This is a genomic window from Paenibacillus gorillae, assembly GCF_000513275.1.
In the GTDB taxonomy this organism is placed as follows: Bacteria; Bacillota; Bacilli; order Paenibacillales; family Paenibacillaceae; genus Pristimantibacillus; species Pristimantibacillus gorillae.
In genome coordinates, this window is record NZ_CBVJ010000040.1 from 1 (window position 1) to 26,865 (window position 26,865).

At 48.6% G+C, this 26,865-nt stretch carries 26 protein-coding genes; all 26 read right to left on the reverse strand.

The features are described 5' to 3' along the window. Positions 1 to 86: 86 nt before the first annotated feature. The 26 genes from TY10_RS07485 to fba all read right to left on the reverse strand — a co-directional run bounded on the left by TY10_RS07485 (position 87) and on the right by fba (position 26,851). Positions 87 to 623: a nucleotidyltransferase domain-containing protein gene (locus tag TY10_RS07485; RefSeq protein ID WP_042162171.1), complete on the reverse strand. Its 537-nt coding sequence runs from the start codon at positions 621 to 623 to the stop codon at positions 87 to 89. Positions 624 to 791: 168 nt separating this feature from the next. Further along, the gene (locus TY10_RS07490) at positions 792 to 1,268 is read right to left on the reverse strand and encodes an NUDIX domain-containing protein (RefSeq protein ID WP_042162174.1); all 477 of its coding nucleotides are present in this window, start codon (positions 1,266 to 1,268) and stop codon (positions 792 to 794) included. A 313-nt stretch (positions 1,269 to 1,581) separates the two neighbouring features. Beyond that, entirely contained in the window at positions 1,582 to 2,085 is a 504-nt protein-coding gene (locus tag TY10_RS07495) for an MgtC/SapB family protein (RefSeq protein ID WP_155985760.1), read from the reverse strand. Between the two features lie 15 nt (positions 2,086 to 2,100). Beyond that, the gene (locus tag TY10_RS07500; RefSeq protein ID WP_052350425.1) at positions 2,101 to 3,153 is read right to left on the reverse strand and encodes a LacI family DNA-binding transcriptional regulator; all 1,053 of its coding nucleotides are present in this window, start codon (positions 3,151 to 3,153) and stop codon (positions 2,101 to 2,103) included. A gap of 42 nt (positions 3,154 to 3,195) precedes the next feature. Next, positions 3,196 to 4,227 (reverse strand): ABC transporter ATP-binding protein, encoded by a 1,032-nt coding sequence (locus TY10_RS07505; protein WP_042162176.1) that lies wholly within the window; start codon positions 4,225 to 4,227, stop codon positions 3,196 to 3,198. Then, the gene (locus TY10_RS07510) at positions 4,224 to 5,267 is read right to left on the reverse strand and encodes an ABC transporter ATP-binding protein (RefSeq protein WP_042162178.1); all 1,044 of its coding nucleotides are present in this window, start codon (positions 5,265 to 5,267) and stop codon (positions 4,224 to 4,226) included. Before TY10_RS07510 ends, TY10_RS07505 begins: the two co-directional genes overlap by 4 nt. A gap of 34 nt (positions 5,268 to 5,301) precedes the next feature. Further along, a complete protein-coding gene (locus TY10_RS07515) occupies positions 5,302 to 6,447 on the reverse strand; it encodes an ABC transporter permease (protein ID WP_042162180.1) in 1,146 nt (381 codons plus the stop codon). A gap of 4 nt (positions 6,448 to 6,451) precedes the next feature. Beyond that, positions 6,452 to 7,129, reverse strand: a complete 678-nt coding sequence (locus tag TY10_RS07520; protein ID WP_238327503.1) for an ABC transporter permease — start codon at positions 7,127 to 7,129, stop codon at positions 6,452 to 6,454. A 46-nt stretch (positions 7,130 to 7,175) separates the two neighbouring features. Beyond that, positions 7,176 to 7,535 (reverse strand): ABC transporter permease family protein, encoded by a 360-nt coding sequence (locus tag TY10_RS31385; protein WP_238327504.1) that lies wholly within the window; start codon positions 7,533 to 7,535, stop codon positions 7,176 to 7,178. Positions 7,536 to 7,548: 13 nt separating this feature from the next. Continuing rightward, positions 7,549 to 9,501, reverse strand: a complete 1,953-nt coding sequence (locus tag TY10_RS07525; protein ID WP_042162182.1) for an ABC transporter substrate-binding protein — start codon at positions 9,499 to 9,501, stop codon at positions 7,549 to 7,551. Between the two features lie 286 nt (positions 9,502 to 9,787). Next, complete coding sequence (locus TY10_RS07530) at positions 9,788 to 11,911, reverse strand: DUF5054 domain-containing protein (protein WP_042162184.1); 2,124 nt, start codon at positions 11,909 to 11,911, stop codon at positions 9,788 to 9,790. A gap of 74 nt (positions 11,912 to 11,985) precedes the next feature. Beyond that, positions 11,986 to 13,479 (reverse strand): Vps62-related protein, encoded by a 1,494-nt coding sequence (locus TY10_RS28735; protein WP_052350426.1) that lies wholly within the window; start codon positions 13,477 to 13,479, stop codon positions 11,986 to 11,988. A gap of 165 nt (positions 13,480 to 13,644) precedes the next feature. After that, a complete protein-coding gene (locus TY10_RS07540; RefSeq protein ID WP_042162187.1) occupies positions 13,645 to 14,787 on the reverse strand; it encodes a GntR family transcriptional regulator in 1,143 nt (380 codons plus the stop codon). A gap of 89 nt (positions 14,788 to 14,876) precedes the next feature. Then, positions 14,877 to 15,170: an NUDIX domain-containing protein gene (locus TY10_RS07545; RefSeq protein WP_042162188.1), complete on the reverse strand. Its 294-nt coding sequence runs from the start codon at positions 15,168 to 15,170 to the stop codon at positions 14,877 to 14,879. A 172-nt stretch (positions 15,171 to 15,342) separates the two neighbouring features. Continuing rightward, on the reverse strand, positions 15,343 to 17,127 hold the full coding sequence (locus TY10_RS07550; RefSeq protein ID WP_081735154.1) for a glycosyl hydrolase family 8: 1,785 nt from the start codon (positions 17,125 to 17,127) through the stop codon (positions 15,343 to 15,345). 311 nt (positions 17,128 to 17,438) lie between these two features. Then, complete coding sequence (locus TY10_RS32490) at positions 17,439 to 17,726, reverse strand: DUF7002 family protein (protein WP_420329387.1); 288 nt, start codon at positions 17,724 to 17,726, stop codon at positions 17,439 to 17,441. Next, complete coding sequence (locus tag TY10_RS07555; protein ID WP_042162190.1) at positions 17,671 to 18,135, reverse strand: DUF7002 family protein; 465 nt, start codon at positions 18,133 to 18,135, stop codon at positions 17,671 to 17,673. Before TY10_RS07555 ends, TY10_RS32490 begins: the two co-directional genes overlap by 56 nt. A gap of 116 nt (positions 18,136 to 18,251) precedes the next feature. Next, entirely contained in the window at positions 18,252 to 18,455 is a 204-nt protein-coding gene (locus tag TY10_RS07560) for a hypothetical protein (RefSeq protein WP_042162193.1), read from the reverse strand. Then, positions 18,452 to 19,546: a GerAB/ArcD/ProY family transporter gene (locus TY10_RS07565; protein WP_155985763.1), complete on the reverse strand. Its 1,095-nt coding sequence runs from the start codon at positions 19,544 to 19,546 to the stop codon at positions 18,452 to 18,454. The genes TY10_RS07560 and TY10_RS07565 overlap by 4 nt, the downstream gene beginning before the upstream one ends. Before the next feature lie 8 nt (positions 19,547 to 19,554). Next, positions 19,555 to 20,751: a Ger(x)C family spore germination protein gene (locus TY10_RS07570; protein ID WP_042162195.1), complete on the reverse strand. Its 1,197-nt coding sequence runs from the start codon at positions 20,749 to 20,751 to the stop codon at positions 19,555 to 19,557. Positions 20,752 to 20,790: 39 nt separating this feature from the next. Then, positions 20,791 to 22,278: a spore germination protein gene (locus TY10_RS07575; protein WP_052350427.1), complete on the reverse strand. Its 1,488-nt coding sequence runs from the start codon at positions 22,276 to 22,278 to the stop codon at positions 20,791 to 20,793. A gap of 173 nt (positions 22,279 to 22,451) precedes the next feature. Further along, the gene (locus tag TY10_RS07580) at positions 22,452 to 22,979 is read right to left on the reverse strand and encodes an HAD family hydrolase (protein ID WP_042162197.1); all 528 of its coding nucleotides are present in this window, start codon (positions 22,977 to 22,979) and stop codon (positions 22,452 to 22,454) included. A 23-nt stretch (positions 22,980 to 23,002) separates the two neighbouring features. Next, positions 23,003 to 24,013 (reverse strand): LacI family DNA-binding transcriptional regulator, encoded by a 1,011-nt coding sequence (locus TY10_RS07585; RefSeq protein WP_042162199.1) that lies wholly within the window; start codon positions 24,011 to 24,013, stop codon positions 23,003 to 23,005. 109 nt (positions 24,014 to 24,122) lie between these two features. Continuing rightward, positions 24,123 to 24,938 carry a 5-deoxy-glucuronate isomerase gene (gene iolB, locus TY10_RS07590; protein ID WP_042162201.1) on the reverse strand — a complete coding sequence of 272 codons (816 nt, stop codon included), beginning with the start codon at positions 24,936 to 24,938 and terminating at the stop codon, positions 24,123 to 24,125. 24 nt (positions 24,939 to 24,962) lie between these two features. Further along, on the reverse strand, positions 24,963 to 25,976 hold the full coding sequence (gene iolG, locus TY10_RS07595) for an inositol 2-dehydrogenase (RefSeq protein WP_042162203.1): 1,014 nt from the start codon (positions 25,974 to 25,976) through the stop codon (positions 24,963 to 24,965). After that, positions 25,973 to 26,851 (reverse strand): class II fructose-1,6-bisphosphate aldolase, encoded by an 879-nt coding sequence (fba, locus tag TY10_RS07600; RefSeq protein ID WP_042162206.1) that lies wholly within the window; start codon positions 26,849 to 26,851, stop codon positions 25,973 to 25,975. The genes iolG and fba overlap by 4 nt, the downstream gene beginning before the upstream one ends. Between the last annotated feature and the right edge of the window lie 14 nt (positions 26,852 to 26,865).

Genomic DNA, 26,865 nt, shown 5'->3' on the forward strand with positions numbered 1-26,865 from the left:
TTTGCCCCTACTGATATAAATCTGTAAAGTATCTAAAACAAAGTACAGTTTGACCACAAATTATACTGTGTATTTTTCACTAACGGTCAATTTAACTCTGCTATTATTCGATGCAATATATTTCTACTAACTTCATCCTTGAGTCGAGGTTTCCTGCCAATTTTTTTGTAAACCTCCTTTTCCTCCAAAAGTTGTCTCGGATGTAAGACTTGAGCCGATGATCCATTTAACATAAAGCTTTGTTGTAACAACGAATCGTCTCGCCATACCCACTCTGGCAAGTCATTCATAATAATGCTTCCATCATTGGTATTGGTAATGTAACCAAACGTAATGTCTACGTCATCTTTACGAAAATCAGACTGTCTCCCATGAAACTGCTCTTTTACAGGAGTCTGTTCATAACCGGCTTCTGCAAGAGCGCATTCTAGCTCCTCCCTGTTTTGTATCCATGTTATCAAGTCAATATCGTCATGTGGACGGGTGACATTCCCGAGTAAAAAATCAATTGCCCATCCGCCACGCAACCAAAACCTGCAATCAACAGTTGCGCAAAGTGTACTAATTTCACTTAGTAGCTTTAATTGTGACTCTATCTGTTTTCCGAATACTGGATCTGTCATGTCAATCCCCTTTTACAATTGAATCCCTACCTATACATACTAATAGTACCATATTATAGGATAACCCTACTGCATCGTTACGAGGTAAAATCCCAACTGTAATGTCAGAACTATACCTTTTGAAAGAGAAAGTAAAACCGCTTATCCCACTACGTCACAATGTTATTTTTAAGCAAACTCAATCAATTTCCTATCTATCTCTGCAATCTCTCCAATGTCTAATATACCGTCCCACAAAATAATCGCCTTCGCTTCCTCATTCTCAACAAAATCATCCAGCTGATTTAACCGGCCTGCAAATAAGGCACCATACTCTGTCCTCTCCGGGCCATGAAAGCTAGGCTGCAGCCTAAATTTCATTAACCCTTTAAAGCTGACTTCCGTAATCATTTGATTGGTTTCTTCATACAATTCTCTAATTACACATTGCCTGGCTGTCTCCCCTGCTTCAATAATACCTCCAGGCAATTCCCAGCTATTCCTCCACTTATTGAGCAAGAGCAGGTGCTTATCCTGATATTCCACTACAATTAAAGCATGTGTTAACGGGGCCTCACCATCCAGTACAGCAACCTCAAGCTGATCCTCTTCGACTTGTACAAATTCCAAAAAAACATTTCCTTTCGTATCGGTCATGATTGCCATTCGACTAATCCTCCATTCTCTTTTTGTGCCTAAATAAAAAACGCGCAAGACCCATTGGTCCTGCGCGTTCTATATCGCAGGATGGGAAACGCGAATAGCGTTAACCCATCCCTAGTCTTGTAGGAACGTGTTAACGCCTTTCATGATGATGAGGTTGTTTCCATATCACATCATTCATTTTGCTGCCTCATTTCAACATACATACTTTATGGAAATAATAACCATAGCCTGCTATTATGTCAATATATAAAAAAAATCCCGGTTACCGAAAAAGCGCAGCAAGCACATTTTTCAGTAACCAGGATTCCTCCGGCTAAGCCGATAGATCAATATCATCTTTCGCATGGAGCCGGTCATGCTCTTTCTTCTCAATCCAACCGCCTACCCGAATAAAGAAGAAGGCCGTAACGATTGTGAAAATAACGATGCCGTAGAAACCCGCTCCGATACCGATGCCAACCCCGCCCGCGAATAAAATCATCGCCGCTGAAGTCAGGCCTTTTACTTCGAACCCGGTCTTCATAATGAGACCGGCTCCAAGAAAGCCGAGACCGGAAACAATTTGAGCCGTCAAACGCATGGGGTCCATCATCGTCCGGTCATGCATATGTCCGTATACCGCCACGCTCTCAATCGAAATGATTGTAATAAGCGCAGAAGCGACCGTTACGAACGTATACGTTTTTACACCAGCAGGTTTATGCTTATGAGTCCGGTCAAACCCGATCAGCAGTCCAAGTATGGCGCTGATTAGAATACGAAAATAAATTTCAAACTGAGTAAAGAAATTACAGATAAATTCAATAAATGCTGTCATGCCCTTTCGCCTCTTTTACGTTGAAACACTCTCATTCCGGCTATATACCGGTGAACAAGAGCTTCTTTCAATAATAGTACTGCTAACGATACAGTTGTCCGGGTATTCGCCCTCCAGCACTCCTAGCTTATGCATGAGCTGCTTGACCGATTGCGCCCCCAGTTCCGAAGGCTGCAAGTCCATACCAGTCAGAGATGGCGTTACTTGATGCATCATCGACAAATCGCCGCAAATAACGAATAGCGAAATATCATCGGGGACGCTGTAGCCCAGCTCATTAATGGCATTCATTACGCTGAAGGCCGTACGGTCATCATCAGCGATGATGGCCGTTACCCGTTCCTTGCGCTCACCCAGAATCCGGATCGTTTCATCGTAGCCATACGTCATATACTGGTCGGAATGAATGCCGGGCTTATAATGTACCATATGCGGCTGCAGTTCAATTTCATGCTTCTGAAGTGCCCGGACGAACCCTTCCGTTCTTTCGATGGAAACGGTGCTGTGCCTCCCGGCGTTAAGAAACATCATATTGCGATGCCCAAACCCGATCAAATAGTCGCATATATCCCGCATAATCTGGTCATTATCATTGTTGACCGTTGTCGCGTCGTACAAGCCTTCATTAATAATCTTGCCAACTGTAACGAATGGCACTTGATTCTGATGCAGCAGATCGATACGTTCATCCTCTTCCGTAGGACCGAGCACAATAGCGCCATCGATTGGATAGCTGGCTAGCGACGGAGTCTTGACCTCCTCAACAGGAATCATGTCCAGCAGGACGCGATAGCCGTAAATAGAAGCCTCCAGCACAACGCCGTTAATAAATTGATTATGGAATACGCTGAAAAAGAAATTGCCATGCGGGATCGTCAGCCCGATCGCCATTGTTTTCTTAGTAACCAAGCTTCTTGCAATATGGTTTGGAACATAATTCAATTCCCGGGAAACTTGCAGCACTTTTTCCCTTACGATTTTGCTGGTTGGTCTTTTCTGGCTGAATACATTCGAAACCGTACCTTTTGAGACGCCCGCCAGACGAGCGACATCATCGATTTTTGCCATCTCTGTATTAACATCCTCTCACGGCATGCTAAACCTGGTCCCCTAATTTGCGAGTTCGCTATGAACGCCCTTCAGCTTTAATTCCTCCGCGTAATGACAGGCTGTGAAATGATTATAGCCTACTTCGCGCAACTCGGGAACTTCTTTCACACATTTTTCAGTGCGATATGCGCATCTTGGATGAAAATGGCAGCCGCTAGGCGGATTTGCCGGGTTCGGCACCTCTCCCTCTAGTATAATCCGGCTTTTTTTGTAATCGGGATCGGGCTGCGGTACGGCGGACATCAAAGCTTCGGTATACGGGTGCTTTGGCTCGCCGAATAACGATTCACTTGTGGCCAGTTCCACGATGCGACCCAAATGCATGACCGCTACCCGGTCCGAGATGTTCTGTACGATTGACAAATCATGCGAGATGAAAATATATGTGATCTTGTATTGGTCCTGCAAATCCTTCAGCAAATTTATAATTTGCGCTTGAATCGATACGTCAAGCGCCGATACGGCCTCATCGCATACAATCAGCCGCGGCTGTGTAATAAGCGCTCTTGCAATAGCGATCCGCTGACGTTGTCCGCCGGAGAATGCATGCGGGTAACGCCGTAAATAGCTTACGTTCAACCCCGTCTTCGCTGCAATTTCCGTAACCTTCTCCTCAACCTCCGCTTTGCTAAGCTTAAAGTTGGCGATTAGCGGCTCAGAGATGATATCGAATACGCTCATCCGAGGGCTAAGGGAGGAATATGGATCTTGGAAAATCATTTGAATTTCTCTGCGGTACGTTTTGGAGCCTTTTCCCTTCAGCTTCAGGAAATCGATTTGCTGCCCGTCCTCGGTATGATAGAGAACCTGTCCGGAAGAAGGACTCATCCCCCTTACGATACAACGGCCCAGCGTCGTCTTCCCGCAGCCGGACTCGCCGACGATACTGAGCGTCTCTCCTTCGATAAGCTCGAAGGAGATATCATTCAGCACTCGTACTGGAGCTGGTTTTTTAAAGATCGTAGTTTTGGATTTCCCTTGGAAATCCTTGTTCATATTCACGATATCTAGTATAGGCTTTGGTTTGGTCATTGCGATTCTCCTTCACGCTGGTCCGAGTACAGGAAGCATCGGACGGAATGCTGATCGGAAATCCGGGTCTTCGGCACGGCACTCATATTGCAAACGCCTTCAATTCGATCCTTGCAGCGGTCATAGAACCCGCACATTGGCGGCATATCGATTGGAATCGGAACCGATCCTTCGATAGAGTCCAGTCGTTTCGTCTTGCCGCCGCCCAGTCGCGGCATCGATTTCATCAGCCCTTTAGTATAAGGATGCTTCGGATTCGCGAAGATTTCTTTTACAGGTGCCTGCTCGACGATCTTACCCAAGTACATGACGGCAACCTCGTCGCACATTTGTGCAATGATACCCAAGTCATGCGTAACGAGCAGAATCGCCATTCCGAACTCGGACTGCAGTTTTTTCATCAATTCCAGCACTTGTGCCTGAATGGTTACATCAAGCGCTGTCGTCGGCTCATCGGCAATGAGGATTTCCGGATTACAGGACAGAGCCATCGAGATCATCGCCCGCTGCCGCATCCCGCCGGAAAATTCATGCGGATACTGGTCGAAGCGTTTCTCCTGATCGGAGATGCCCACCTTGGCAAGCATTTCAAGCGCGATTTTTTTCGCTTCTTTTTTGTTTTTCGTACGATGAATGCGAATCGCTTCCATCATTTGATTGCCGATCGTATACATCGGCGAGAAAGCGGTCATCGGCTCCTGGAAGATCATTGCGATTTTCCGGCCGCGAATGGAACGGATTTGCTTGCCCGCCGGTTTGAGCGACAATAGGTTGAGCTGATTAAGCCAGGCTTCCGAGTCCGAGTTATATACGATTTCTCCAGTTGTTTCGCATTCTTTCGGATTAATGCTAATAATCGAACGGCTTGTAAGACTTTTACCACAGCCGGATTCTCCAACCAAGCCTAACGTTTTGCCTTTATGAATCTCGAAATCGACCCCGTCTACCGCGTTCATGGTCCCATTGTCCATTTTGATCTTGATGCTCAAGTTCTGAACGGACAATAAAGGTTGCTCTTTCTGAGCAGCTTGAGTCGTCATGCTATCCCCTCGCTTGCCATTTATTTATACGAATTTATTTCTTGTAAGGATCGGCAGCATCACGCAAGCCGTCGCCAAGGAAGTTATAAGTTAATACCGTCAAAACGACGATGCCGAGCGGGAACAGCTTCCAAGGATACAAAGCGACGTTCTCAATCTTCTGAGCCTCTTGCAGCAGTACGCCCCAGCTTGTTGCAGGCGAACGAATACCAAGTCCGAGGAAGCTCATTGCCGTCTCAGCAAGAATCATGCCAGGAATGGCAAGCGTCGTTGCCACAACCAAATAGCTGATAAAGCCAGGCAGCAAGTGCTTAACAATGATCTTAGTATCGCTGACGCCGGCAATTTTCGCTGCTACGACATAATCTTCATTTTTAAGTGAAATGAACTTGCCCCGCACAACCCTCGCGAGGTCGGTCCAGCCGATAAAGGCGAAGATAATTACGATATACAAATACATCGTGACGACGGGTATTCGCGGCGGTATGGCAGCAGACAGCGCCATCCAAAGCGGAAGCGTCGGGAAAGAGCGAATAATTTCAATAATGCGTTGAATAAATGAATCGAGCCAGCCTCCGAAATAACCGGAGATGCCCCCGATAATCAAGCCGAGAACGAAGCTGATGCCTACGCCAACGAGCGGAATACTAAGAGAGATTTGACTTCCCAGTACAATCCGGGAAAACAGGTCTCTTCCCATGCCGTCCGTTCCTAACAGGAACACACGTCCCGGTTCATTCACACCGATTAAATGAATCGAAGTTTTGAACGTGCCTAGGAACTTGTACTCTTCGCCCTTGACGAAGAACTTCAGGTTATGCCGTTTTTCCGTATCGGGAACGAATACTTTCCGCATCGTCTCCGGATCACGTTCCGACTTCAGCTCATAGACGAACGGCCGAATATGAAACTTACCGTCCGCATCCACGAATCTCAAGCCCATTGGCGGTACATTGACGTATTTGCTGTCATAGCTTTGCAGCCCGTAGGGTGCAATGAACTGTGCGAGCAACGCGATGATATACAGGGCAGACAATATGAATAAGCTGATACGCGCTAGCTTATGTTTTTTGAATCGAAGATACATCAGCTGCCATTGCGAGCTGTAATTTGCATCTTTTTCTGCTTTAGGACGAGTGGTTTCCGACGTGTTTCTCTTGAATGCAGGTAATGTTCTCATCGTATTAATTTCCCCTGAATTCTGTACGAATTTTTGGATCCAGCCATGCTAGTAAAATATCTGAAATCAGCGTTCCGAGGACAGTTAACAGCGCCATGAACAAGAGCCATGAACCTGCAAGGTACATATCCTGTCCGAGCAAGGCATTGTACATAACCGGCCCTTGAATCGGCAAGTTCAATACGATAGCGGTAATGGTCGACCCTGTGAAAACAGAGGACAACGACCAGCCGAACGTACTCACAATTGGATTCAAAGCGGCGCGCGTCGGGTATTTGAGCAAAATCTTGGTTTCAGATACGCCTTTCGCTCTCGCTGTCACGACGTTGGGCTTGTTCAATTCATCGAGCATTTGCCCCCTCATGACCCGGATCAGGTCGGCAGTGCTCGCCAGACCAATAACGATGACCGGAATGACCAAATGCTTCGCCAAATCAATAACTTTGTCCATTGACCATGGCGCATTAACGTACTCGTTGGAGAACAAGCCGAGTAATGGATCGCCAAACCAGGTATAGGATAAGAACATTAAGATGATGGCAAGCAGAAAGTTAGGCGTGGCCATTCCAATAAAGCTTAATCCGGAGAAGAAATAATCGCCTGGTGAATATTGCTTTACAGCCGTATAGATTCCGACCGGAATCGCTACGAGATATTGGAAGACCATCGTAACTAATGACACAACTAAGGTTAATCCCATGTATTGCTTCACGACTGCCAGGACCGGCTTATTGTAGTTGAACGAGAAGCCGAAGTCTCCATGCAGTACGACTTTTTTTCATCCATACGAAGTACTGTTCATACACTGGACGGTCCAAACCTAAATTCGATCTCATTTCATCCATTTCTGCCTGCGTCATGACGTCCCCTGCTGCCGACATTTTTGCGGAATAGCTGGATACGTAATCGCCTGGCGGAAGCTGAATGATGTAGAAGACAATAAAGGAAATAAATATAACAACGGGTATGACCAACAGAATTCGTCTTATTATATATTGAAGCATCTCATATCCGTTCCTCTCCGCTACTAGCTCAATCTTATTGCGGCAATGGCAGGGAAGCTGCTTCCCCGCCATTGCCGCCGTCATTTAAAGCATCTGCTTATTTAATGAAGAATTGCGATGGATGACCATGACCCAAAGAACGATATTCATCTGCCCAAATCATTTTTCCAGGAATGTTATGAAGATTGTTCGATGCAGCAATCAGTACAGGCGTAGGACCTGCGTAGCCGATAACCCATTGGTTTTTCATATGAAGCTTAACGATCTCGTCTGCGTATTGATCGATTTCCTCTTGCGTTTTGCTCGCTTTGATTTTATCCCAATACTCGAGAATTTTGGCAACGTCGCCTTCCGGCTTCACGCCTTCTTTACCGCCCGATTGCGAGTACAGACCGTAGTGTCCGAACCAAGGCGTAATAACGCGAAGCGGTACGAGTGTATCCGGACGGAACGCTACGTTCGCTACCGAGATATTTTCAGTCGTGATTGGAATTTGGTTCGCATATTTCATATCGAAGTGCGTACCGCCGTCCACTACCTTCAAGTTCGTTTTCAAGCCCATATCTTCAAAATACTTTTTCAACAGTTCCAGGAATGGTGCAGAATCCGTGCTGGACTCAATGACAGTGAGCGTCAGCTCTGAGCCGTCCGCATTCATACGGAAATTGTCTTTGTCTCGCTTCGTCAATCCAAGCTCGTCGAGAATTTGATTGGCGCGCTCCGGATTAAATTCTGTCCATTGATCTTTCCAGCCCTCTTGATAACCCATTACACCTTCCGGTACGGAAGCTTGAACCGTCTCGCCCAATCCGTTCGTTACGATCTCGGAAATTTCTACGCGATTTACGCCGATGGACAATGCTTCTCTGAAGCGGATATCCTGGAACAGCTTGCGCAGGTTCGGATCTGGCGTCGTTTGGTTCAATTGGATGCCTGCGCTGCTCCAAGCCGGCTGCGTCCAAGGAATGATGCGGTAGTTGCCTTTTTTCTCGTTTTCCTTCAGAACCGTAAAGTCTCTAGCGTCGAAAGTAACCAAGTTGTAGTCGCCAGCCAATGTGCCCAGCACTTTTTGACTTGGATCTTGAATCTTCGTCGCTACGATGCGATCGATGTATGGAAGCTGGTGACCTTCAGCATCTGTCTTCCAGAAGTAAGGGTTGCGTTCCATAACGAATTGGTCGCTGTTCGGATCCGTTGTCGGCATCCACGCTCTCAGCGTCGGGATTTCTTTGTGCAGCCAATCATAGTAGCCGGTTTCTACCAAGAATACCTTTGGATCCTCGTAGCCCCATGATTTCGTAATTTCCAGCGTTTTCGCATCGCCTACGAATTCAGGAAGAATTGTCTCGTGGAAATGCTTCGGTGCGAAGAACCATTTATTGTCGATGGCTACACGCTCCAAGAACTGTACGCTTGGATATTTGTGCGTAACGGTGAAGGTGTAGTTATCAACCTTTTTCACTTCGGCTAATGCTTTTTCGCCCGTTACCGGATCTACCGAGTAGTAAGCGTCATAGATTTTTTTGCCGAACGTTTCTTTCTTCAGCATGTGCTCCCAGTAGAAGATAACGTCGTCAGTCGTGAACGGCACGCCGTCCGACCACTTCATGCCTTCACGAAGGTGAATCGTAAAGACCGTCGAATCTTCGTTAACCTCATAGCCTTTGGCTACGTTCGGTTCAACTTTGTTGCCTTCTTTGTTGAAACGGAAAAGTGCTTCCTCCGTTGGCTGGCCTACGCCCCATTTGTCGGAAGGACCGTTCCAAGGCATTTTCCAGTCACCGCCGTATTGGCCGATTTCTTCAACAACATCTTCGACTTTGATATCTGCCGCTACCGGCATCCGATCTTCCAGCTTCGGCAGCTTGCCGTCTTTCACAAGTGCGGCGAGTGCTGGAGCTTCCTTGGCTCCTGGTTGGTTGTTGTCGACAGGTACGACCGTTTCTGCCGGTTTGTCCGTTGCTTTCGGCGTGGAGTTGCCGTTCGTACATCCTGCGGCAATCACTGCGATCACAACGAGCAGCATCAACATCATTTTGCTACGTTTCAAATTAACCCCTCCAAAGTTGAATTGACATCTTGGAACCTGTAAAACCTCTGTCTCTGTGGTTAAACCGGTTTAAAAGCGGATGTTGCTAAATCCTTGATTATGTAGGTTGACAATCTCATGATGATTAAACCGGTTTAATCCTCTTGTAAAAATGTAAGCGCTTAATGAAAACGCTTTATTTGTATAATACATTGGATATATCAGGTAATCAATACCTAATGTTAAGATTTTGTAAATATTTATTTTTCTATTGACATTTTGGATATTGGTATATTTCACACTAAAGCTACATAGTGTTGGACTTCAAATGCAGCCGGAAACGGAACTTTGCATCCTCCCCGTACCACATCGGAAAGTTGGTTCCCCAGATATTATTGTGCAGATTGAAATGCCAGCCGCCCTCCATGGATGCGAAGGATTGATCGAACTGCAGCAGTCTCCTGCTGGCGGGGGCGGCTAATGCAGCGTCCAGCGTCTCAAGCTTAGCCCAGCCGTCAGTACCTTCATAGAACACGCCCTGTCCCAAGGCGTGAAGATTTCGATTACCGCCTTTTGCCACATGAAGCGGCGAGATCCCGTAACCAAGCTTATCCATATGCCAGTTGTTCGGATTGTCCACGTTCAAACCGCAGCTGAACCAGCTCGCTTCCGGTAAACGATTGGCATCCTTATCAAACCATTGCAGACAGATGTCAATAATCCCGCTCCGATGCCGGAACGTATACTCGATCTCCAGCTCACGTGGTGCTCCATAGCTCTCATAAGCATGGGCTGGCATTCTCATTCTGATCATGTAGCGGTCCTCCATGTCTCCGCGCGTTCTGTGCATGGAAGAGACGATCGGTTTGACCGATTGATAGCTTGGCAAAGGACGAACAAATTCAAATCCCGGCTTGCTGAAATCGGCATCCGCCCATGGATGTGTCACCGGCAGGTTTTGCATATAGGTGCGGAAATATCGCGCATAGTCCTCCGTACCGAACGTCTCATAGCTATACTCGCCAAATGGATGGTCGGCATCCACCCATACTTTGCCCTGCTCATCGCTTAAGTGGACGATAGCCCCTTGCTCGGAGAAGGCCAATTGATAGCCTCTGCACGTCTGATAGATTTCACCTGCGCTTATAGATTCTTCATCAGCCGCTTGAGGTAATGGCGACGGCTTCAACTGCGCTAATGCCTGAATCGCTTCCCTCTGCTTGTTATCCTTCAGACAGGACACGGCTTGCTCCAAGTAAGCCCGCTGCTCCGCCCAAGAGCTCTCGATTCTCGAATAGGTGCGCCGGCTTTGCTCAGCCGTGAACAATCCGCTGGAATGAAGATCGAACTCATTCATCGCGAAAGCTCCAATATATCCGAATTTGGCCGGCATATCATGGAGATCAATCTCGTCGGAAGCACGCGCTTGATTGAAATCGGCTTTGGCATAATTCCGGAAATCAGGCAGCCATTTCTTTACGTCTAATCCCCATGTATGTTCGGTGACGAGCAGCAGCGCATCGCTCATCCCTTTGTATTCGGAGCTCTCTGCCGTCATTCTCCCGCTTTCAATCCATCCCTTGCGCAAGCGCAGAAGCTCCCGCAGACCGGCAACCTTATAGGGGTCCGTGCCGGCTCCATGAATCCAGGTATCGCCGATTTCTTCCCGTAATACAGGCAGCTTCTCACGCACTTGAGTAAGACGCCTTGCGAATGCATCAAGCGTAGAGGCAACAATGTTCGCGTCGGGATATTTGCTCTGAATGTCGCGGAATTGCTCCTGAATCTCCTCGGCGCTTGGCGGACCGCAATTGTCACCGGTATGGGCAAACAAAAGAATATCGTCCATTCCTTCCACCTCTACTGCCTCTCCATAGCTGCCTGCATAATTCACGATGATCTCACTGCCGTCCTCCGCTTGCCAGCGGAACAGCCTTGGAACGTCAGGACGTTTGGATGCGGGATTGACGCCAAGATGCATATATTGAATGCCTGCTGCGCTCATATAAGGAACCATAGACAGCGTATGACCTGGCACGTCGGTCATTTTGGCGGCGATGGTCGTCTTGCCGAACTGCTGGTCGAGCTCCTTGCTGATCGACAAGCCATACAGGAGCAGCTGGGGGTCCAGCAGCTCCGTATGCATCGTAAAGGGCAAACCGTGCCAAGCAATATGCCCGCTTCTTATCGCCTTTTCCATCGCTTGTTTCTCGTCTGGCGAGGCATGATCCAAATAATGGCGAATCAGCCACGAGCCTGTCGTCCACACGAAGCGCGCAGCTCCGCCCTCCGCTTCCAGCTGCTCGGCGAGCGCAATAGCTTTCGGAATATATTCCTCTTTATATTGCTTCAGCACATGGGCAGCCAAATGTGTAAATCCGATATCCAAATGCGTTTTGAAGACGACGTGAACCGTTCTATTGCTATTCATTCGTTGTCCTGCCTCCGTAAAATATGGCTTCGTATCGTTCAGATTTTCCGATCTTTCCTATCCAACGCCAACCTTTAGTCTAGAACGACATCATTCGTCAAAGCGCCTTTTTCCTGAGGTCCCGTTGGTCCGCCTGCAAGCAGCGGCTGGCCGAAGAATGAGCCTTGTGCCGGGTTGCCGAACCGGTAGACCGCATCGCTGTTCGGATTCGTATAATCTTTATCCAGCCAAGTCGGCCAAGGATTTCCTAGTCCGTTGCCTGTCGACAAATGCGGATAGTACTGGAACGCTTGAACGTTGTTCCAAGTATCCCAAGCCGTACCCTGATTCGTTACATCCGTCAGTTGGGTGACGACAAGCTCCTGATACACATGAGTGCCTGCGTCCTTCCACATCCCGTGAGAACCGAATGCAGTGTATCCTACCGGATGCGTTTGATTGATTTTCGTCACTTCATCCCAGTTGTAAGCGGTGCCAAAGGAATGTGCGCCATAAAAAACTTGAACCGGCTTCAAGTAGTTCGTATTATTGTCGACGAACTTTGCCAGACGGACCGTAATTCGCTCCCAATCGCCGACGTGATCGCCAACCTCTGTGCCGAAGACCGTTTTCCCTAAGTCATAAGGACTGAACTGGAAGAACACCATGTCCACATTGTTGTAATCCTTCTCGACCCAGAAAGCATAAATTGGTGCATTAGCCAAATCACCCGAGAAATAAGGAAGCTTGAGTGTATACGGGTCCAGCGGCGTCTTTGTCTTGATTTCATACTTGCCGGAGCTAGCATTCAAGTAACGGTCAACATGCGGGAAAGTAAATTCGACGGAGGACGGGAAGTATGATTCTCCTTGTGCCATCCAAATTCTCGGAGCGAACGTTTCCAGCAGCTGGCGTTTGGAAGCATCGCTGTAGGCATTGTTCGGAACGGCTACGCTTGTCGCATCCAGTGGTGAAATGGCCTCTACCTTCAAGCTCGACACCGCATCGTTAAAGTCGCCGCCCACATAAATCGCATCTGCCGTCAGCACTTTGGAAGCGCCAGAGAAATTGGCGTTTTTGTATAGCGTAACCTTGTAGCCCGGTGCGACCCGAATCGAGGAGATCGAATCATTGCCTACTCCGGCTTGAAGCTCCGCCCAATCATAATTGCCTACACCGAAAGCCTGCTCCAGCCCGCCGTATGGCGAATTCGTGTAAGCAGTAACCGGCATGCGAGCCGCGCCGATAAGTTCGACTTTCATACTGGAAGTCTCATCGTTGAAATCCTCCAGCCAGGCCGTATCCGCATACAAAACTCTGGAGGAACCGGAGAAATTATAATCCTTGTACAAGGTGACTCTGTATCCTGGTGCAATCCGAAGCGAGGAAATCTTGTCGTTGCCCACGGTGCCAATCTGATCTACATTGTACAGACCCGTCTCGAAATCTTGCGTTACACCGGTAAAATTCCCGTCTCTGTAGGCGGTTACAGGTGACTGTCCTGCAGCGTCCGCAGGCGTTATGAACGTAAATGCAGGTGCAGTTAAGGCCAATAGTGAAACTAAAACAAACAACTTGAATATTTTCATAATCGAGCTCCTCATTTCGTTTTTAGATTTCACTTGCTAACAGCTTGCCTTGCCTGACATATCGTTCAACCCCGTCATGTTAGCGCTTTCAAATTAAGCCCTCCCTTCACTTTCCGCATGCTGCCGGCAGCACAAATCAAATGTTAGGGTATGTCATTGACATATTCAACCAATCGTTTTGACAGAGCTTCGTTCAATGATCGATGTCTTTACTTTTATCGTGACCGCCCCTTCTCTCGATTTGTCCATTCGCTTGAACAGAAGATTAATCGCAGCTTGTCCAATCTGCTCGGTCGTCTGCCTTGCAGTCGTAAGCGGAATCGGCAGCAGACTGGATAATTGAATATCGGAAAAACCGATAACTGACAGTTGATTCGGTACTGATACATTCATACTTAGAGCTGTATAAAGACAGGATGTAGCCAAGTAATCATCGGCGCAGACAACCGCGGTCAGAGCAGAATTTTTTCCGATAAAAGCCTTTAGCTGCGGATTAACCTCACTCAGCCGGCTCATATAATCCTCAGAGCAATGCAGCAGAGCGTATCCTTCATTGGCCGTCAATTTATGGTCCCGTAGCGCCTGTAAATAGCCTTTATATCGGTCCTCGCGGCTTGTCACCCCATCGAATGACATGGAGATATAACCGATTTCCTTATGCCCCTTGCCGATTAGATATTGCACCAGATTATAGGCACCCTGATAATGATCGTGGTAGACGCAATCAATCTGCACCTCGCGAAAAATACGATCGATAATGACCAACGGATAGTGGAGCCGATTCAGCTCCAGCACCTTCTCACTACAAGCCATACGTCCCCTCGGATATAAAATAACGCCGTCCACCCGATCCTCGTACAGCTCTTGCAGACATTCGCTCTCATCTTCCTTGTCTAGTGAAATCCGAATAAGCAGCTGGCAGTTCAGCTTGCGGGCTTCTTGCTCCGCCGAAGCAATAATACGCGCCGTGTAATCATCCATATTTGGAAACACCATTGCGATTTTTCTTTTAGCTGGCTGCTCGGGTTGTAGCGTGATTCTCGGCAGCGCCAGTTCCTCTACTCCTTCCACATATCCGGCAGATAAAAAGGTTCCCCTGCGAGCCAGCCGGTAGACAACATCCTCTTTGACCAAAATATCGAACGCAAGCTTGGCCGTCATTCGGCTCACCCCATACAGCTTGGCCAATTCCCCCTCCGACGGTACGGGATCATGCGGCCTTAGCTTTCGGCTTCTGATCAGCTCCAGAACTTTTACGACCATCTGTTTATAGAGCAACGGCTTTGTCTCGTTATCCTGCAGCTTCATTCGAACATCGCCTCCCTTTTCTGCATAAAGCGGCATACATGGTGTGCCAATACTGTTCGGTCTATTCCTTGAAAATTCATCCTGCTCTATTAACGCGCTTGCTTGCCTAGTTGAATCTCATGTTCCTCCACATAGTTCCGATAGGCAGAGCCATTATAGTAATCGATAATGTCCCCACTAATCTCCGGATACAACTCGACAAAAGGCAATTCAGAAAGAGGCCGTATAGCCGCTTCAACGAGCGTCTCCCCTGGCTCTAGACCGCCAGCCGGCAGATTGTAATGCACGCCATCGCCATCGTCATGATCATTCTTGAACTCCACAAGCAGAATCGCATCATTCTCAATAATTAACGCACAAGCACGAAGCCGTATCTTTTCCATTCCATTCTCACGTCCCCTATTTGATGAAATTACAATATTATACTATTTATCGCATTATAAGCATTATTGTCAATTCAATTCGTTATGGAACCCGAAAAGGAGTGCTCACCCCGCTGCTTCACGGTGATGAGCACTCCTGCTCTTGCTGCTGCTATTAAACTCAGTTAAACCACTATTTCTTCAAAGCAAGAAGCAGCGAAACCGCATCCGCCCGGGTCACAGCGGCATTAGCATCTGTCGCCTCCGCAGCTGCTGTCTTCGTTGCCAAAGCGATTATAGCAGCCGCTTCGCCCTTCGTCAGCTTCTGACTCGGAAGGAACTCGTCAACAAATACGCCTTCTGTCCATCCTGCTTGCACAACCTGAGCAACAGAGCGGTACGCCCATGGTGCGATGGAAGCTGCATCGGCAAAAGCAAGTGCTGCTCCTTCTCCGTCCAGCTTAAGCGTCTTCGCCAGCATTACCGTGAACTCGGCACGCGTGACCGCTTCCTCCGGCTTGAAAGTACCGTTCGGATAGCCGTTTACGATGCCTGCAGCCAGCGCTTGCTGGATAGCCGCTTCAGCCGGGTGACCGGAAATGTCGGTTGATGCAATACCTGTAGGCGACCACCAGTTACCGGAAGCAACGATCATGCTCAGCAAGCGAATCGAGTTTCCGTAGTAATAGCGGTATTCCAATGCTGTGGAATTTGCTTCTTCCGTATGGTAATCCCACAGGTCGTTCAACCATTGCTGATTGCGCTTGTCGATCATCGCGCCAACCATGAGGGGAGCTGTAAACTCCAGATTGCCGTCCCACTCGCTCAACTTTGTCTTGCCATCAAGCGAATAACCCGACCAGATTGCGCTCGGATCATCATGCGTGCTTTGAACGAATGCGTTTAATGAAGCCTGCTGATTATAGGCGCTTTTATCGCCTGTCAGCAAATAATCAGACGTAATTCTCCATGGCGTGCGGCACGAATTATAGTTGTAAGCGCCGTCGAATTCCGACTCCAGGAAATGTCCGCTTTCCGTCTTCCACTCGAACTCAGAGACCGGCTTATATTTGCCATCCTTAGCATCTCGGTAGACAAAGTCCGGCAGCAGGCCGGTTTTCGGGCTGTAGTTTTTATGCAGGTCATTAATAATGCCATACGTAGTCGAGATGACTTTCAGCCAACGATCATCGCCTGTCGCCTTGTGGAATTCCTTCAAGTGCTGCAGCATGAAATCCGAAGGCCGGGTAGCGGGCTTGAAGCTTGGATCACTGTCGGAGCCTAGCACCCAATCGCCCAGCAGCAGATGGAAATGCTCAGGATGAACCTCGCTCTCCATAATGGCATTGATCACTTTGACGGCTTCGCCCCGGTAATCAATTGTCCCTTTGCTGCCCCACTGTTTATCAGCAAGCAGCAGCGAGTAGGCGATGTCCATATCGCCGTCGATTGCAGAATCCGTTCCGTTGACGTCAATAATAGCACCGTCCCGGTCTGCTTGCTGCCAAGCCATCAGATCGGCATGCAGAGTGCTTGGGTGCGCGCGGAAGTAACGGTACATGCCGTCGAACAGCTTCTTCGCTTCCGGATCATGTCCGGCCATAATGGCAGTAATCATCATTCCGTAGCCATGCGCTTCGGACACGGTGATGGCATCGTCGTTCCAGCCGCCGTCATTGTACCAGACATAATATTGGCTGGCATCGTAAGGATTGGCTTTTATGTACTTTTTCTTAAATTGATCGTAAAGCAAGCCAACTTCAGCGTCCATTTTCTTCTGCGATACATGGTTCGGTTTAATTGAGCCTGCGGCATAAGTCATATGCTGCGGAAACGGCCTAAGCGACGTCTCGGAGGAAGCGGAACCGGCAGCAGCAGCATAACCGCTTGCACTAGGAATTAGCATGAGCACTACTGCGATGGACAAAATAGCGCTCAGCATAGTAGCAGGCTTGCCAGGTTTACGAATAATCATCATTCATCACTGCCTTTCAATGGAATAGGTACGGAAGCCTCTATGGATGATGAAAGCATGTATTTAAGCGCTTTAACTTTATGGCATGACAAAGTCAATTGCAATAGCGGTAGCGTCCCTCCTCTCCCAGACGAAAAGAATGCGCTATCACAAAAGTTCAGTCTATGCCTGCTGTTGGCTTCATACACCGTATTGTAGTGTCCCGGCAATTGAATTGTCAATAATTAAATTAAAGCGCTTAAACTTTAGTGTTCGGATACGACTACCTGTCCCATGCATCTCACAGAAGGTACAGGCCGTAATCATCATGCAGATTACGCCCGATTCTCTGACGTCTCAAGCATCGAAAGCGGCTGGTGCAGAGCCTTCCAATATTCCGGAATATCTGTTCCGGGATGGTCAGCATACATGGCTTTCAGGTGCAATGAGATCGAGGTTACTCCACCCGCGACTAATACCTCCTTGATATCTGATACCTTTACAGGCACATCATGCCGATTAACGGTACCAAGCTGCTCTATCGGTAAAAAGATACTCAGACTCTTCCTATAACCGCAGCGGTCCGGGAATCTTGGAGAGCTGCCTGAATCGTATTTCGTCAAAAATTATGGATCCGGCGTTTGCCCGCAGCAAAGACTGCGCATCGAATGCCAGCACAGCGAAGCTTTCTTCCGGTTCTCTTCTCGAATACATATCCAGCATTTTTCTGCAGTCCCTTAAGGTCGGCCAGAAAAACACATGGCTATCCAGAAACACTCTGAATTGCTGTTGGCTGACGGAGACATCCATCATTTTATCCGGAATTCGAAGATGAGCGTTTAACGTCATAGCAAGGCCCTCGTGTTCGATCTGTATTTGCTCCGTCCGCCGCTCGCCGCTAAATTCGGGCCGGATTATACCGCTCGGCAGCAGCTTGTCCAGCGCGGCAATCGCGTTCAAGTTCGATGCTCTCGTGAAATGGTAGAGCGTTTTTCGATTTTCCGTCCTCGTAATAGCCTGAATAACGTCCATTTGGATCCCCCCTCAAATTACATTTTCTCATAGGCGCAAACATAAAGAAACAGCCGAAACAAGGAGATACTCCTTACCCTAGCTGTTTCTTTATATAGGCAGCAAGCTCAGCCGCCTTATAGACCAATCCATGTGATTATCCCGCCAATCCACCGGTTCGGGTTGAATAAATGGCCGCTAAAAATATCCCACCAGCTAACCAGAGCAAATAGAGACAGCACCAGATACACGACGATCTCCTTCATCGGTTTGCGGGTCCTGATCAAATAGATAAGACCAATCAGCAGCCCTCCCGAAATCATCAACATATATTTGATCATGCAGCCGGTCCCTTTCTTTTTCGCTTCTTGAACTTCCCGAGCATCCATAGCAACAGCGGAAGCACGATCCCGTAGAAGCATGAATACTGAAAAATATAACGTTTATCCCACGCAATGTTGCCAATGACATTGTCATTCAAAGTAATGGCGATGCCTGCAATCAGGAAAATGAGCGGAATCGCGGCACCCGTCCTATTCTTAAGCTTAAACAGCTGGCAAATGCCGATTACAGCACAGTAGTAAGCGATACAGAGCTTAAGGAAAATCCAGATCGTCCAGCTTATGACGATTGTAGACTCCAGATTCTCGATAAATTCGGCAATCTGAAGCTCCTTCACAATCGTGTACAAAGGATAGACTTGATGTGAGCTGCGCGAGGCACCCAGAACCCCCACTGTTATCAAAACGATGCCGCTCAACAGCAGGGTTGTCACCGTCATGCCAAGGAGCAGCGCCGTTTTCAACCTGCTTTTGACATGAGGTGCGAGCATCATAATCGTTACCGTCTCGAGATAGGGAAAACCAATTACGGGTCCAGTATCCTTCATAAGCTTATTAAAGCTGCTCTGAAACATGGGCTCCAGCTTCCCCCAATCCCACTCCTTCAAGGCGCACACATAGATGGTTAGCATTACGAAAATGACGAAGGGGGTTAATATTTCGCTCGTTCTGGCAATAGTCTCGACACCCTTTATGGCAGCGTAACAGGCTATGGCGAGAAACATAATATGAAACGCGGTGATCGGCGTATTTGGCATTAGAATCGTCTTCATGAAATCACCCAAATTGCGCGTTACCCAGCTTGAGGTCTGTATGAAGTACCAAATATAAAGCAGGGCAATAAACCCGCCAATCGGCTTGCCCGCCACTTCGACAGCCAGCTGCACGATACTCAGATTGGGATATACCTTTGCCATCCCCAGCCATATCCATAACACTGCAAGCATAAAGACGCTAGCCAGCAGCGGAATCATCCATCCATCTTGTTTCGTAGAAGCGATCATGCTCCCCGGCCGGATGAAAAAAGCCGTTCCAAGAGAATAGTTAACGGTGATCAGGAAAAACTGCCAACCGCTTATGTGCTCCTTCAATGTACCACTCACCTTGTTTTATACGGATCCAATGTATTGCCAAACGTTTGGATAATGAACTGGGTGGTCACATCCAACTGAGTCTCTTTCCAGCTCTCCGGGTTTCGTTTTGCTTCCGCCCAAGGCTGCCCCCGCTTCTGCTTAATCATTGCTTCGAGACCCATTATGTCCCAGCTGTTTTTTTTGCTTTTTGCAAATAGCCGCTCGCACTTCTCCCGAATCAACTTGTCGAGCTGCGATTTGATTTCCCTCAGATTTGCTTCATCCAGCTTTACATCCTGTGTATTGTTCTCCATATGGACTTCAGCTTTCAAATGAACTCGCAATACTGCCTTGCCCTCCTCCATCACCAGTTTTTTTTGGACCGTAAAATCCTCCACTCGCAAATCGACATGTCCTTCATGCAAGGGAACCGACTGATGGAATATATGAATTTGCCCGTTGAGCAAATTGTAGTACGGCATCTCTGATGATTTCAGCCGCCCGATCATTTTACCCTGCTTGATCAACGCCCCTCCCTTCAGTAAGAAGCTGCCTTTATTGGCGTCGATCATTTCATATTTTTTCGTATCGGTGCTGGGGACATCCTCCCCCGAGAGCGAAATGATGGGGAGCACGGTTAATATGGTGCTCTCCAGATTCTCAGCCACATGCTTGATCTGCGAGCGAGGACTGGCTTCACCCGTCTGATAAGTGCCATTATCGATAATCAAGCGGGCGTTGCGCCCAGGCAGTCTTTCCAGCGAGGTATACGTTCTCATAATAGCCGGGAGTGGTGAATCCGTTATAATCAGCGGAATCGTCGATTGACGATCATTCTGTTTTTCCAAAAAATTAAGCTGGTCAACTAGCCCTTTCCTCGCTGCACGCTCTGTGACAACCATTGCATTATAGTGAGCGAAAAACGGCGTTTTTGAAATACCGTCCGTTAACTTCGACGGATTTTCCGTCGAATCAGACGTACGTATGCTATAAGTGTAGACCGGGGCATTGATGCCTGACGTTTTTTGCGCGGCAATCCCGGTTGGATTAATAATCTGGTAATAGAACGTACTCCCGCCTTGCTCCGGGTTCAGATCCATGCCGACGAAATTGACGATAGCCAGCTGGTTCACTTCGATCATATCCCAACAGCCCGTCAAGCACAGCAGCGCCATTACACTGGCGAGGAACCTATGCTTCCATATCCCGCGTTTGACATTCATGCTGCTCACCTCTCCGGGTCTAGTATGTGGGGGCATATCTTACGGAATTCTTCGTTTCTGCTTCGTCCGATTCATGGCTGGATAGGTTTTAATTTTCGACCGTCCCCGGCGTGCAAGCACATCCTTCCAGTCTGAAACATAAGTGGGTGCGATTGGCGCTAGAAACGGAACGGTGAATGACCGCAGCGAAGCAAAATGAACGACTGCAAATAACGCCCCGCACAATATGCCGAACAGCCCCATAAAGGAGGCCAGCAGCATGAAGGCATATTGCAGAAACCGCTGCGACAGGCCAAAGTTATAGTAAGGCGCCACGAAGCTCGCAATGGCGGTTACCGCAACGACGATAACCATCGCTGCCGAGACCAAGCCGGCTTGTACGGCCGCCTCTCCCAGTACCAGTGCCCCAACAATAGAGATCGCCTGTCCGGCGATTCTTGGCATGCGCAGACCTGCTTCCCGTAAAATTTCGAAGCTTCCCGCCATTAGAAACGCTTCAATATAGGACGGAAACGGCACACCTTCCCTTTGCGCGGAAATGCTAATTAGCAGTGAAGGAGGCAATAAGCTCTGCTGATAGATTGTGACGGCGATATAGAGCGCTGGAACGAAGATTGCCAGCAGGAAAGAAATGAAGCGAATCCACAGCATGAAGGTTGCGATATCCGCACGCTGAAAATAATCCTCCGGCGAGGAAAAAAACTGAAAAAAGGTAATAGGACCGATCAAGGAAAGCGGGCTTCCGTCCACCATCACAGCAACCCTTCCCTCTAACAGATGGGATACGGTAACATCCGGCCGTTCTGACTTTTGCATCATCGGCATGGGGATAAAGGTCCGATCAGAAATATAGTCCTCAACATAGGAAACATCCAGAATGCTGTCCGTATTAATCGCATTCAACCGCCGCCGAAATTCTTCAACGACTTCCGTTGGCGCAAGCTCCTCCATATAGACAATAACGACACGCGATTCGGTTTTGGAGCCAATCGTAAATTGTTCAAACCGTAAGTCAGCTGCTTTGATTCTTTTGCGGATAAGGCTCAAACTGGTAGCCATATCCTCGTTGAATGCTTCCTGCGGCCCGCGTACAGTCATCTCTGTCTCTGGCTTTGGAATCGGACGCATCGATTGCATGGACACATCCAGCTGCAAAATTTCATCCTCGCCTTTCAGCAGCAGCAAGCAATTTCCTTCCATCAGTGCTAGCACGCAATCATTCAAATCCGTGATCGTCGATGAATTCGATATCGGAATTTGATAGCGCAGCTCATTCATCGTCCAGTTGACGGCATCCTCTGTTGCAAAGTTTTCCGAGAAAAACCGCAATATCGTATCTTCAATTTTCCCTTTGTCGACTAGCGTATTTATAAATAGACAATGCCCTTGCCTGTCAGGCGTCAGTGCGAATGGATGATGGTTCAGATCGGGAGGATTGCCAAGTATCTCCTGAATGCTTTTGATGAACGATTCCGGGTCGTACTTATTGAATTTTACACTGCTGCTTTTGCTATTGGAGCCATTCATCCATCGTCGCCCCTTTCTCAATGAAGTTGATTCCATTATTTCCATCACCCCCTCCCCTCATACCCTTTCCCCTCCAGTTAAAGGCATAACAAAAAGCCCCTCAGTTGGCCTGAGAGGCTTAATAGCAATCCGATTATGTTGTAAGTATAAGTGCAGTATGACAGTTCAATGAATTAAGCAAGCTCAGCATTCAAGCGATCAAGCAGCTCGATCAGCTCCAGCGGCTCCTTCACTGTGTGGGTTGGACGCTCTGATTCATCAGCAGGTGTATGCGGGTAGCGCGGCGTCCAGCTTTGGAAGATACTTGTGATGCCCAGCGCATTCGCGCCTTTCATATCACGGCTCAAGTTGTTGCCGATCATCACGATGCGCGGGTAATCAGCCTCAGAGAGGTCCAATGCGCCGACAGCGGCTTTGAACATACGAGGACTTGGTTTGGTTGCTTTCACAGTTTCGGAATAGATCATGGTCGTAAAGTAATCGTAAAGTCCGTTCTGCTTGAATACGTTCTTAAACGATTGCGCGTCACCGTCGGCAACCAGCGCCAGCGTGTACCCTTTCTCAACCAACGTTTTGAGCATAACGTCCGCGCCGGGAATCAAATCAGCGCTAATTACAATTCCCTCTTCGTCCCTTACTTCAGTTGATTCATCGACAATTGTGTCTCCGCTATCAAAAAATACGATCAATCTTTTTTCCATTGTGCCAAACACCCTTCCCCCATTTAATTGGCCGGCGTGCTTGTCGATTCTCTGACGATCAGCTCCGGCTGCATAACGATCCTTTGCTTAATTTCATCCGTGTTCTCTGCGCTGCGAATCAGCAAGTCGAACGCCAGCTTGACCATCTGGTCCATAGGCTGGGCAACGGTTGTAAGCGCCGGATTCGTTACGGTAGACAGGATTGTATCGTCAAAGCCGATAATCGACAGCTGCTCCGGTACCCTTACTCCTGCTTCTTTGGCGGCTTGCAATGCCCCGATTGCTAGCAAATCGTTGCAGCAAAATATCGCCGACGGACGGTTTTCCCCGCGGATTAGTACCGCTGCCGCCCGTTTTCCGTCTTTGATGCTGGAATCGCATGAAATAATGCTCTCATCCTCGACGGCAACACCTGCCTCGAACAAAGCGAATCTGAAGCCTCTGACCCGCTCATAACTGCTCGTGACCTTGAAATTCTCGGATAATACTGCAATTTGGCGATGCCCGCCGCCTAGCAAATGCTCGGCAGCAAGCGCTCCGCCCTTGAAATCATCCGTTAGTACACTATGCACCGGCATCGCAACGGCTTCCCTTGCGATCATGACGATCGGCAGTGATTTTTCTGCGAGCTGCGTCAAAATATCCGCATTCTCCACTCCAGTACCGATTAGAATGCCATCCACACTTTTTTGCTCCAGAAGCCGAATATATTTCTCTACTCGGTCATCCCTGTTATCCGTACTGCAGACGATGACGCTATACCCTTCGGAATGCGCCAAATCCTCTACCGTACGGGCAATCTCGGAGAAAAAGGGGTTGGATACGTCGGGAATAAGCAGCCCGATTGTATACGTCTTTTTGCCCATCAAAGCCGAGGCGATCACACTCGGCTGATATTGCAGACGCTCCATCACTTTGAAAATTTCGTCACGCTTTTTCTTGCTTACTTTGCCCTTGCCGTTTATCGCATTGGAGACGGTCGCTATGGAGACGCCCGCCTCCTTGGCAACATCATATATCGTGGTCGCTTTCATGCCCAACCTCATTATCGTCGGATGTTAAGGACAGGCAAACGCCCCCTTACCCGGATATTATCCGATTTATCCGCTCGATTTGCAAACGATTTGTAAATCGTTACGGAGATTACGGCTGTTGTCTCGTTGCGATCCATGCATGATCCGGGTCATTATTGAACTTCCAGACCCGGTGCGGACCAGCCATCACGTTAAGATAGTAAACATCGTAGCCCGGAGGCGCGGAAACGGGATGATAGCCTTTCGGCACAAGCACCGCTTCGCCATCCTTCACTGCCAGGTTCTCATCCAGCGAGCGGTCGTCGGTATAGACACGCTGCATCGCAAAGCCTTGCTCCGGCTTCACATGGAAGTAGTACGTTTCTTCAAGGAACGACTCTTCTGGAAGCGCGTCGCGGTCATGCTTATGAGGCGGATAGCTTGACCAATGACCTTCCGGCGTAAACACTTCTACGACCAGCAGGCTGTCAGCTGCCTCTTGCTCCGGCAAAATGTTGTGAATGAAACGCTGCGTTGTTCCTGTGCCGCGAACTTCGACGCCAACATCGCTAGGTGCGATCAGACGCGCAGCATAATTGCCTTTGCCCGGCGCTTCGCATACAGCCAGCTCCACTTTAGTCAAAGCTTCCAGCTCGTAACGATCATCGTTCGGAACGTAGACGGAGTATGGAGGTGTCTGTTCAAAAACGCTCATTCTTTGGCCGATATTGCTCCACGACTCTTTCGCCGTCGTCACATTCGCCAATCCGCCCAGCAGGACGAGGCAAACTTCATTGCCGCCTGTTTCACGGCTAAGCTTATCTCCCGGATTCAACTGGTATACTTCGAAACCGACATACTCCCAGCCTGCCGATTCCGGAGTAATCGAAAGTACCGGATCTGTCCCCGCTGCTTGCTGCTGCGGGCTTACGATCAATTTGCTCATTCGATTACATCCTCTCTATTTCTATTACTTAAGCTCCGACAGCTTCACGCTGCGGTTGTCGCGAAGGGAAATTTTCGCAGCCAGTGCGATACGTTCCGCTTGGCAAGCGTCTTCGCCGCTGACAGAAACTTCTCCGCCTTGCAGCAGCACGTTGATGAATTGCTCGGTTTCTTCAATATAAGCCGTGTTGTAGCGCTCAAGGAAGAAATGAAGCGGCTTCTCGCTAATAACGCCTTGCTCTGTGCTAAGTACAGCTGTGTTCGCCTGGTCGTTCGTTGAGGCTACAGAGCCTTTCGAACCGAATACTTCGGCACGTTGGTCATAGCCGTAAACGGCTTTACGGCTGCAATCGATAACGCCAAGCGCGCCGTTCGCGAAACGAAGCGTAACGATCGCCGTATCCACATCGCCATGTACGCCAAATACCGGATTAACAAGCACGCTGCCTTGTGCGTATACTTCTTCAACTTCGGAGCCCGAGAGGAAACGAGCCATATCGAAGTCGTGAATCATCATGTCCATGAAGATGCCGCCGGATACTTTAATATAAGCCTCTGGCGGTGGCTCAGGGTCACGGGACGTGATTTTAATGAGGTGCGTCTCACCGATTGAACCTGCTTTTACATGCTCACGGATTGCTTTGAAGTTATGGTCGAAACGGCGGTTGAAGCCAACTTGCAGTTGAACGCCCGCTTTACGAACCTCTTCCAGCGCTGCTTCTGTTTCACGAATATCCATGCTAACCGGCTTCTCGCAGAAAATATGCTTGCCTTGCTGCGCAGCTTGCTTAATAAGCGGAACATGCGTATCTGTAGAAGAACAGATGAACACCGCGTCGATATCCGGGTTGGTCAACAGCTCGTTGCTGTCCTTCGTTACGATGGCAATGCCTCTTTCATCGGCCCATGCCTGCAATTCAGGAGTTGCAAACAGGTCGCTGATTGCAACGATTTCTGCTTGCGGGTGTCTTCTCAAGTTGTCGGCATGGATTTTGCCGATTCTGCCGGCGCCAATAATGCCGATTCTAATCTTCTTCATACTCGTCCGCCCTTCTCTTGTCCCGTGCTGCCAAACAGCCGCATTTTATCACGCACGGCAGCTTTAATCGCTTCGCGCGCCGGATTCAAATAATGTCTTGGATCATAAGTTTCCGGATTGTTGTTCAAAAACTCCCGGATCGCCTGTGTAAAGGCGCTTTGGTTGTCGGTATTCACATTGATCTTCGCCGTGCCTGAAGCGATAGCCTGACGGATTTCTGCTTCAGGAATGCCGCTTCCTCCGTGGAGGACAAGCGGTAAGCCCGTAACCGCATGGATTTCTTTCATCCGGTCAAGACCCAGCTTAGGCTGTCCCCGGTATGGGCCGTGGACGGAGCCTAGTGCAGGAGCCAGACAATCGATGCCCGTCTCCTTCACCATCCGTACGCAATCCGCTGTTTCCGCATAGGAAGCTTCAGCCTCCAGCACTTCCAGATCATCCTCGCGGCCGCCAATTCGGCCGAGCTCCGCTTCAACAGAAGCGCCCAGTACATGGGCAGCCTCCGTTACACGCAGCGTCGTCTGAATGTTCGTCTCCAAGGAATGATGAGAAGCATCGATCATGACCGAAGTAAAACCTGCTTTAAGCGCCTTGATGCATACCTCATAGGAAGAACCGTGATCCAGATGCAGAGCAACTGGTACGGTAATTCCATAATGGTCAATCAGTGTATTTACCATGCCATAGATGTAAGGCAGTCCGCCCATATAAGGGATGTAGGCCTCGCTGACGCCGAGTATAACCGGTGAAGCTTCCTCTTGAGCGGCAGTCAGGATAGCTTGCGTAAATTCAAGATTGTTCAAATTGAATTGTCCGACGGCATAGCCGCCCTTATTGGCCGTGCGAAGCATGTCAGTCATTGATACTAATGTCATTTCGGATCAGCCTC

Coding starts and splice junctions, on each gene's coding strand:
- TY10_RS07485 (WP_042162171.1), bottom strand. CDS start 623: ATGACAGATCCAGTATTCGGAAAACAGATAGAGTCACAATTAAAGCTA.
- TY10_RS07490 (WP_042162174.1), bottom strand. CDS start 1,268: ATGGCAATCATGACCGATACGAAAGGAAATGTTTTTTTGGAATTTGTA.
- TY10_RS07495 (WP_155985760.1), bottom strand. CDS start 2,085: ATGACAGCATTTATTGAATTTATCTGTAATTTCTTTACTCAGTTTGAA.
- TY10_RS07500 (WP_052350425.1), bottom strand. CDS start 3,153: ATGGCAAAAATCGATGATGTCGCTCGTCTGGCGGGCGTCTCAAAAGGT.
- TY10_RS07505 (WP_042162176.1), bottom strand. CDS start 4,227: ATGACCAAACCAAAGCCTATACTAGATATCGTGAATATGAACAAGGAT.
- TY10_RS07510 (WP_042162178.1), bottom strand. CDS start 5,267: ATGACGACTCAAGCTGCTCAGAAAGAGCAACCTTTATTGTCCGTTCAG.
- TY10_RS07515 (WP_042162180.1), bottom strand. CDS start 6,447: ATGAGAACATTACCTGCATTCAAGAGAAACACGTCGGAAACCACTCGT.
- TY10_RS31385 (WP_238327504.1), bottom strand. CDS start 7,535: ATGACGGCGGCAATGGCGGGGAAGCAGCTTCCCTGCCATTGCCGCAAT.
- TY10_RS07530 (WP_042162184.1), bottom strand. CDS start 11,911: ATGAATAGCAATAGAACGGTTCACGTCGTCTTCAAAACGCATTTGGAT.
- TY10_RS28735 (WP_052350426.1), bottom strand. CDS start 13,479: ATGAAAATATTCAAGTTGTTTGTTTTAGTTTCACTATTGGCCTTAACT.
- TY10_RS07540 (WP_042162187.1), bottom strand. CDS start 14,787: ATGAAGCTGCAGGATAACGAGACAAAGCCGTTGCTCTATAAACAGATG.
- TY10_RS07545 (WP_042162188.1), bottom strand. CDS start 15,170: ATGGAAAAGATACGGCTTCGTGCTTGTGCGTTAATTATTGAGAATGAT.
- TY10_RS07550 (WP_081735154.1), bottom strand. CDS start 17,127: ATGATGATTATTCGTAAACCTGGCAAGCCTGCTACTATGCTGAGCGCT.
- TY10_RS07555 (WP_042162190.1), bottom strand. CDS start 18,135: ATGGACGTTATTCAGGCTATTACGAGGACGGAAAATCGAAAAACGCTC.
- TY10_RS07560 (WP_042162193.1), bottom strand. CDS start 18,455: ATGATCAAATATATGTTGATGATTTCGGGAGGGCTGCTGATTGGTCTT.
- TY10_RS07570 (WP_042162195.1), bottom strand. CDS start 20,751: ATGAATGTCAAACGCGGGATATGGAAGCATAGGTTCCTCGCCAGTGTA.
- TY10_RS07575 (WP_052350427.1), bottom strand. CDS start 22,278: ATGAATGGCTCCAATAGCAAAAGCAGCAGTGTAAAATTCAATAAGTAC.
- TY10_RS07580 (WP_042162197.1), bottom strand. CDS start 22,979: ATGGAAAAAAGATTGATCGTATTTTTTGATAGCGGAGACACAATTGTC.
- TY10_RS07585 (WP_042162199.1), bottom strand. CDS start 24,013: ATGAAAGCGACCACGATATATGATGTTGCCAAGGAGGCGGGCGTCTCC.
- iolB (WP_042162201.1), bottom strand. CDS start 24,938: ATGAGCAAATTGATCGTAAGCCCGCAGCAGCAAGCAGCGGGGACAGAT.
- iolG (WP_042162203.1), bottom strand. CDS start 25,976: ATGAAGAAGATTAGAATCGGCATTATTGGCGCCGGCAGAATCGGCAAA.
- fba (WP_042162206.1), bottom strand. CDS start 26,851: ATGACATTAGTATCAATGACTGACATGCTTCGCACGGCCAATAAGGGC.